This is a genomic window from Notoacmeibacter sp. MSK16QG-6, from assembly GCF_024158145.1.
Classification (GTDB): domain Bacteria; phylum Pseudomonadota; class Alphaproteobacteria; order Rhizobiales; family Rhizobiaceae; genus Notoacmeibacter.
The window spans coordinates 1586746-1594638 of sequence record NZ_JAMYXM010000001.1; the positions used below are offsets into that span (position 1 = coordinate 1586746).

Annotated in this window: 7 protein-coding genes and 1 pseudogene; 3 read left to right on the forward strand and 5 right to left on the reverse strand. The window is 60.3% G+C overall.

Going from position 1 to position 7893, the window contains the following annotated elements; genetic code table 11:
* Positions 1-79 precede the first annotated feature (79 nt).
* The 3 genes from leuS (at position 80) to NIM86_RS07695 (ending at position 3891) form a co-directional block, all read left to right on the forward strand.
* Complete coding sequence (gene leuS, locus NIM86_RS07685; protein WP_253380603.1) at positions 80-2689, forward strand: leucine--tRNA ligase; 2610 nt, start codon at positions 80-82, stop codon at positions 2687-2689.
* Positions 2676-3230, forward strand: a complete 555-nt coding sequence (lptE, locus tag NIM86_RS07690) for an LPS assembly lipoprotein LptE (protein WP_253380604.1) — start codon at positions 2676-2678, stop codon at positions 3228-3230. The genes leuS and lptE overlap by 14 nt, the downstream gene beginning before the upstream one ends.
* A 67-nt stretch (positions 3231-3297) precedes the next feature.
* Positions 3298-3891, forward strand: a complete 594-nt coding sequence (locus NIM86_RS07695) for a DUF922 domain-containing protein (protein ID WP_253380605.1) — start codon at positions 3298-3300, stop codon at positions 3889-3891.
* 51 nt (positions 3892-3942) lie between these two features.
* Here the strand turns inward: NIM86_RS07695 and NIM86_RS07700 are convergent, their stop codons facing one another.
* The 5 genes and pseudogenes from NIM86_RS07700 to NIM86_RS07720 all read right to left on the reverse strand — a co-directional run.
* A complete protein-coding gene (locus NIM86_RS07700; RefSeq protein WP_253380607.1) occupies positions 3943-4839 on the reverse strand; it encodes an AEC family transporter in 897 nt (298 codons plus the stop codon).
* A 31-nt stretch (positions 4840-4870) separates the two neighbouring features.
* The gene (locus tag NIM86_RS07705) at positions 4871-5353 is read right to left on the reverse strand and encodes a DUF2269 domain-containing protein (protein ID WP_253380609.1); all 483 of its coding nucleotides are present in this window, start codon (positions 5351-5353) and stop codon (positions 4871-4873) included.
* Positions 5350-6642 (reverse strand): SDR family oxidoreductase, encoded by a 1293-nt coding sequence (locus tag NIM86_RS07710; RefSeq protein ID WP_253380611.1) that lies wholly within the window; start codon positions 6640-6642, stop codon positions 5350-5352. Before NIM86_RS07710 ends, NIM86_RS07705 begins: the two co-directional genes overlap by 4 nt.
* Before the next feature lie 2 nt (positions 6643-6644).
* Positions 6645-7739 (reverse strand): glycosyltransferase, encoded by a 1095-nt coding sequence (locus NIM86_RS07715; RefSeq protein WP_253380613.1) that lies wholly within the window; start codon positions 7737-7739, stop codon positions 6645-6647.
* A 27-nt stretch (positions 7740-7766) separates the two neighbouring features.
* Positions 7767-7893 (reverse strand): annotated as a pseudogene (locus tag NIM86_RS07720) (fructose-6-phosphate aldolase); the annotation flags it as partial.

Below are 7893 nucleotides of genomic sequence, written 5' to 3' on the forward strand. Positions count from 1 at the left end.
ACGGTTGACGCTTTTCGCAAAGCGTGGTCAAGCATCCGCCGATCATCTGCCAGTACTGAAAGATAGAAAAGCTCCGACCATGGCAACCGAGCGCTACAATTCCCGAACCGTTGAGCCGAAATGGCAGGCCGCCTGGGAGGATAAAAAGCTCTTCGAAACCGACAAGGACGATCCGCGCGAAACCTATTACGTGCTGGAGATGTTTCCCTATCCGTCCGGTCGCATCCATATCGGCCATGTGCGCAATTACACGATGGGCGATGTCGTGGCCCGTTATAAGCGGGCCAAGGGGTTCGCTGTCCTGCACCCGATGGGCTGGGACGCCTTCGGTATGCCGGCAGAGAACGCGGCTATGGCCAATAAGACCCATCCGGGAACATGGACCTACGCCAATATCGACACGATGCGCGGTCAGCTGAAGAGCATGGGCCTGTCTCTCGACTGGAGCCGTGAATTCGCGACCTGCGACGTCGATTACTATCACCGCCAGCAGATGCTGTTTCTCGATATGCTGGATGCCGGCCTTGTTACCCGCAAGAAGAGCCGGGTGAACTGGGACCCGGTCGACATGACGGTGCTCGCCAATGAGCAGGTGATCGATGGCAAGGGTTGGCGTTCCGGCGCCGATGTCGAGCAGCGCGAGCTGGTCCAGTGGTTCTTCAAAATATCGGACTTCTCCGAAGACCTGCTGACTTCGCTCGACGATTTGCCGAACTGGCCGGACAAGGTCCGGACCATGCAGAGAAACTGGATCGGCAAGAGCGAGGGGCTGCAGATCCGCTGGGCGCTGACCGACAGTGCGCCAGAGGGTTTCGACGAGATCGAAGTCTATACCACGCGGCCGGACACCCTCTACGGCGCATCCTTCATGGCTATCGCGCCGGATCATCCGCTCAGCCAGAAGCTGGCGGAAGACAATGCCGACCTCGCCGCATTCAATGCCGACTGCAAGCGCATGGGCACGTCGGTCGCGACGCTGGAGACGGCCGAGAAAAAAGGCTTCGATACGGGCCTCTTCGTCGAGCATCCGCTCGACCCAAGCTGGAAAGTCCCGGTATGGGTCGCCAATTTCGTTCTGACGGATTACGGCACGGGCGCGTTGTTCGGATGCCCCGCCCACGATCAGCGCGACTGGGAATTCGCCACCAAATACGATCTGCCGATCACGCCGGTCGTCGCGCCGGGAGGCGAGAGCCCCGACATCTCCCAATCCGCTTATGATGGCGACGGGGTGATGATCAATTCGCGCGATCTGGACGGTATGACCAGCGACGCGGCCTTTAATGCGGTGGCCGACAGGCTTGCCGCCGAGACGCTGGACGGCCGCCCGATCGCAGAGCGGCAGGTCAAATACAAGCTGCGCGACTGGGGCGTTTCGCGCCAGCGCTACTGGGGTTGTCCGATCCCGGTCGTGCATTGCGAAAGCTGCGGCACCGTTCCGCTAACGAAGGCGGACCTGCCGGTGAAGCTGCCGGAGGACGTTTCGTTCGACAGGCCGGGCAATCCGCTCGACCGCCATCCGACCTGGCGCGATGTCGCCTGTCCGAAATGCGCTGGGCCGGCCCAGCGCGAAACCGACACGATGGATACGTTCGTCGATTCATCCTGGTATTTCGCGCGCTTTACCGCGCCGCATGCCGATGCGCCGACCGAACCGGAGATGGCCAATCGCTGGCTGCCGGTCGATCAGTATATTGGCGGGATCGAACATGCGATTCTTCATCTGCTCTATTCGCGCTTCTTCACGCGGGCGATGAAGGCGACCGGCCATCTGGATCTGAAAGAGCCGTTCAAGGGTCTCTTTACGCAAGGCATGGTCGTTCACGAAACCTACAAAGCGGCAGACGGGCAATATGTCACGCCCGCCGAAGTGCGCGTCGAAGGCGAGGGGAACGATCGACAGGCGGTGCTAATCGCCACCGGCGAGGCGGTCGAAATCGGCGGCATCGAGAAGATGAGCAAGTCGAAGCGGAACGTCGTCGATCCTGAGGAAATCCTTGCTTCCTACGGCGCGGATACGGCACGCTTCTTCATGCTGTCGGACAGTCCGCCGGAGCGCGATGTCATCTGGACGGAGGGCGGCGTGGAGGGCGCGCATCGCTTCGTTCAGCGGGTCTGGCGGCTGCTCTCTGAAGCGGCTCCCGCCCTGCAAGCAGTCGCGGCGAAGGCCGCGACGGACGGCGAGGCGGCAGATATTTCAAAGGCGGCGCACCGGACGGTCAAAGCGGTAGGGGAAGACATCGAGAAGCTCGCCTTCAACAAGGCGGTCGCCCGGCTTTATGAGTTGGTGAACGGTCTTTCGGCTCCCCTGCAATCGGCAGCCAAGGGCGAAGCCAAGCCTGAGACGCTGGCCGCGCTCGCCGATGCAGCCGACAAGCTGGTCGCCATGCTGGCGCTGATGATGCCGCATCTAGCCGAGGAATGCTGGCAGATGCTCGGCCACGAGCAGATGGTGGCCGAAACCGCGTGGCCGTCCTATGAGAGCGGCCTCATCGAGGACGACACGATGACATTGCCCGTGCAGGTGAACGGAAAGAAGCGCGCCGATGTCACAGTGGCGAAGAATGCGCCCAAGGAAGAGGTCGAAGCAGCCGCTCTTGCTCTCGACGCCGTGCAAAAGATGCTTGATGGTGGCGCCCCGAAGAAGGTGATCGTGGTGCCGGGGAGAATCGTCAATGTGGTCGTATGATCGCGTCCAGTCTGCCATTCGCATAGCACTTGGCGCTTTGGGACTGATGGTTCTGGCGGCCTGTACCGCACAGCCGCTTTACGGAACTGGCGGCGGTGTCACCACCAATCGACTGCCGATCGAAGTCTCGACGATCAGCGGACGGGCCGGTTTCATGCTGCGCGACGAACTGGTCTTTCTGATCAATGGCGGGCGCAGCCAACCGGTCGCCGCGCCTTTCCGTCTCGATGTCGATCTGCGCAAGAGAGTACGGACCTCGAATACCGCGCCGGTCGCCGATGGTGAGATCAGCCGGACATTCGCCGGTCAGGTCGAACTTCGCGGGACGTACAAGCTCACGATCATCGAAACGGGCGAGATCGTGGCCACGGGCGAACGCCGCGCCTTTGCGCAATATGATCGGTCGACCCAGCTTTATGCTTTGCGATCTGCCGAGGAGGACGCCGAGGAAGATGCTGCGCGTGAACTGGCGCGGATCATCGTTCTGGCGCTGAACGCGAAGCTGAAGAATTACGCGCCGCCGCAAGTGCTGGCGAAGTAGCGCAGGGAATTACGAGCGGCTATGGCTTCGATAATGGAAGCCAGTCGACAGTTGGGGCATCGTCTGCATGTTGAAAAATCGTCTCCGTCTGGCCGGATCGCTGTTTGCGCTGTGTCTGGTCGTCAGCGGCTGCACCACAACGAATGTTTCGACGAGTTATTACGAAATCTCCGGCAAAAGTTCGGAAGAACTCGACAGGGAAATCGACCGAAAAGGGCCTAAAACGCATCGCGGCAAAGCGATTGCGACGGCGGCCATTAGCATGAAGCCCCTGGCTCTCGACCTCGACCGCCGGGGCGGTCGCTGCAGCATCCGCCGGGCAAAGTTCGGCATCGATGCAAACATCACTCTACCGCGATGGCGCGAGGAGGCGCTCACAAAGGACAGGAACCTTCGGCGCAACTGGAAGGGGTTCGCCGCTTACGCCCGTGCCCATGAAAAGGCTCATGTGGAAATCGCCAAAGCGTTTGTCCGACTATTGGAGAAAGAGTTGGAAGCCATTCCACCGCAGCCGACATGCGAAGCGCTGAAAGCTCAGTCACGCAAGATTACCAAACGGCTGGGCCGTCTGCATGAAAAGGCGCAAAACGCTTTCGATGCCAGTGAAAAGAAACGTATCGAGCGACTGATCGCGGAAGCCAAGCGACGGAAAAACAGCTAGGCGAGCTGCGCTGGGCGATCCGGATTGAATGATGCATTTCGTCTGTCGCTGTCAGACAAACCAGTAAAGCACGAGCGGGAGTGTCAGGGCAGCCATCACCGTCTGCGCTGTTGTAATGCCCGCCATCAACGTGCCGTCACCCTTCATCTGCGTCGTCAGAACATAGGCCGTCGCCGCCGTCGGGATGGCGGTGAAGGTGATCAGAACCAGCATATCAGTCGAGGCAAGGCTCATCGCCGTGCCGATGGCGAAGGCCAGCGCCGGCACGGCCAGAAGCCGCGCGACACTGTTCGTCAGTAGGGTCACGGTTTCGCGGCGCGCGGCAGCGGGCTTCAGCGCCGCACCGACGCAGAGCAGGCCGAGCGGCAGGCTGGACTGCGCCAGAAAATCGAAAATCTCTTCGCTATAGGGCGGCATGCCAAGTCGGCTGAGCGACAGGCCGATCCCGATCAGGCAGGCGATGATCAGAGGGTTGGTCAGGAGCGGCCTGACAAGCGCTTTGGCGCCAACCCCGCGTTCACCGGCGAGCGCCAGAACCGATAGGACATTGACAGTCGGAACGGCGATGGCGAGGAGCGCTGCGGCACGGCTTATCGCCTCCTGTCCGCCAATGTTTCCCGCGATGGCCAGACCGAGATAGGTGTTGAAGCGGATCAAGCCTTGGAGCAGCGGCCCATGGCGAGCGGCATTCCAGCCCCGAATCCGCGCTGCCAGAGCGGTGAGGGCCGTGACGATGAGTATCGTGATGAGGATCGCGCCGCCGAGATTAAGGATCGCTGGATCGTCTAGCGGAGCTTTGGAAAGGCTGAGGATGAGCAGCGCCGGGAATAGAAGAAAATAATTCAATTTTTCGGCGGCGGGCCAGAACGCCGGATCGGGAAAGCTCGCCCGGCGCAACAGAAAGCCAATCATAATCAGGGCGAAAACCGGCCAGAGCGCAGCGATCATCGGTTGATGAAACCTCTTGAACTTCGAAGCGCTAACGCATCCAGACGGCGAGTTCGGGTTTTGTCAGCATCAGCCAGATGATGGCCAGCACGGCAAAAAAGGCAGGAAAGCCGAAGGCGAACCAGACCCTATAGAGACGATAATAGGCATTCGGCAATGGCGCGCCCTGATCAGCCGCCCGGCGGGCGAGATCGCGCATTCGGACCTGCATCCAGACAACCGGCAGCCAGAATGCACCGACGAGAAAATAGAGGCCAAGAGACAGCGCGATCCAACCTTCCGAAAGGGACCAGCCAGCTTCACGAACGAGAAGGTAGCCGGTGATAGGCTGTGCGATCGCTGCCGTGGCTGTGAAGACCATATCGGCCAACACTACGATTCCAGCGACATGCGCGATCAAGACGGCACTACCGCTGCGATGGGACACCACCATGAAGAAAGCGATGCCGGCGCCCGTGCCGAGGAGGACGGTGGCGCCAATCACATGCAGATAAAGGAGAAGCTGGTAGCTCATCGATCTTTGGCGATTGCGGCGACGAAAAGGGCTAGGCCGAGGGAGGGCAGCACCTTGACGAACGGGCCGAGCGGATCGGCCCAGAGGTCCGGCGTCATCATCGAGCCGCCAACCAGATAGCCAAGAGAAACAATTACCATGCCGAGAGAGGCCGCGCGCACCCAAGGCCGCCAAAGAATAGCGAGACCCAGTGCAATGTCCATAATCGATCCCGCGAACACTGCGGTAGGAGCCAGACCACCGCTCATTCCGCGAGTCGTTAGTATCGCCGCTGCCCGGTCATACTCCGTGACGCCGATGATGCCAGACAGTATCCAGAAGACCGAAAGCAGCGCGACTCCGAGCGGAAACAGCAAGTAGAGACGGGCAAACCAACGCTCCTGAACCGTTGCCGGCATGGCGGAGAGAGTTTCATCAAGGGAGCGACAGGGTGTGCCTCCAGCCTTTAGCCACGCGTCCGGGTCGCCTTCTATGCCATCGGCGAGGGCGGCGAGCGCATTACTGCGCAAAGGCGAGCGCCAGCCGAGATAACCGAGCGCATCGGCGCATTTCGCCAGAATGGACATAAACACTGTCGGAACCGGAATTGTAGCGCGCGGATCGGCAAATCCGATCCAGCGACGGATGGTCCGGATGGTTGCCGATAGCGAGCGCCCCTCCGGCTCGGTCAGATCGGCCAAAGTGCCGTGAGGTATTTCACCTCTTGCCGCCTGCACCACTGCCTGCGCGACATCGTTCAGAAAGACGGTCTGCACGGTAACATCCGGAATGAAGTGCGGAGCCAACATGGGTAGCGCCGCCGCCGCGCGCAAAAGGGCGGTGCCGCCATAGGCTTCCTGGCCGATAACGAGAGCAGGCCGTAAAATCACCCAATCGGCTGAGGATTGCCGAATGATCGTCTCGCCCTGACCCTTGGTCGCAAAGAAATCAAGCTTTGCCGTCTGCGAAGCGCCGACCGCCGATATATGAACAAGGCGCGTCGACGTATCCGCCAAGGCTTCGGTCAGCCGCTCGACGGCGGTGACGTGAATGGCATGCAGCGAATCGCGCGCGCCATCCTGCAGTGCGCCAGATGCATTGATCACCACATCCTTATCGGCGGTAAGCCTTTGCCAGTCCTCAACCGAGAGCTTCGTGACATCGCGGATGATCCACTCGCCATCCGGATCGACTTTTCGTGCTGCATCGACATCGCGTCCCACACCTGTGACTGCAAAGCCGGCCTGTCTCAGAGCCCTCAAGCAGGCCGCTCCGATCAAGCCGTATCCGCCGATGATAAGGACTTTCATGGTCAGGTCGTTTGTTCGAGAGAGGTTGCGAAGTCTTCGATCTCGGCCAGGAAATGGGTGTCCCGGAATTTTTCGATGCAATTCTCCTGATAGGGCGGCGGATCGGACACGATCTTCTGCATGGCCGTCGCCAAGGCCTCCACATCCTTGTTCGGAACAAGAAAAGCACGCTGTGCGCCTTGCAAAATCTCGGACGGTCCGAAGGGGCAATCTGTGCTGACCACCGGTGTGCCGACGATGAGCGATTCGATCAGGACGCCGGGCAATCCCTCGCGTTCGGATGAAAGAATCAACGCATCTGCGTTGCGGATGAGAGGATAGGGGTTGGATCGATAAGGAATGCAGATGACGTTTTCTGTCAGCCCTAATGCGCCGATCTGGTCTGTGACGTGATCCTTGATCTTGCCGAGAAGGACCAGCTTGCGATCCGTCCCGCTCGCCTTGAAGGCGTTCAGCAGGATGTCATGGCGCTTGGCCTGTGCGCTACGGCCGACATGGATGATGTAGCTGTCATCCGGAATTGCCGTATCTTCGTCTCTCGACTGTGTACGGATCGCTTCGAAGTCGAACGGGTTGTAAATGGTGCGGATGCGTCGATCGCTTCTTTTGAAAAGTCGTCGGACCGCATCCTCCATTGCCTCTGACACGCACAGCAGCGGCTTATCGCCGTAGAGCTTCTTCAAGCGCCGCCGGCGCGACATGAGGCCGATGCGACGGCTTTCCAGATGTTCGGTAAAATGGTCGTTGGCCAGCCGGAAGATGAAGCCGCACTCCGGCAGAACCGCAACGATTCGGTCGGCGACAGGCAGGCTGGACATCTTGATCGAAAAGCTGTCCGGGCCGCCGAGATCGGCTATCGCGTCCCACATCGCCCCGGCCGTTCTGCGGCGGTGAAACAGTCCCCGTTTCACCTTTGGCAGGACGATGTGTCGCAGGAAATCCGGTGGCGGAAAATTCTTCCGGTCGGTCAGCGTGATGGCGACCGTTTCATAGCCTGCATCGTGCAATATCTTGGCGTATCGCGTGATCGCGCGCTCCGCCCCGCCTCCGGCGAAATGGGGCAGGACGAAGAGTGCGCGTTTGCGGACTTCACTCATTGCATCAGAAGGCCTGAGGGGCAGGGATCAAAGGATGCTCTGTCCGGTTTTTTTCCAGTCAGCGGTGAAGGCGTCGAGGCCCTTGTCGGTCAGCGGATGCTTGACGAGGGTGTGGAGCGTGGAGGGCGGCACGGTCGCCACATCGGCGCCGATC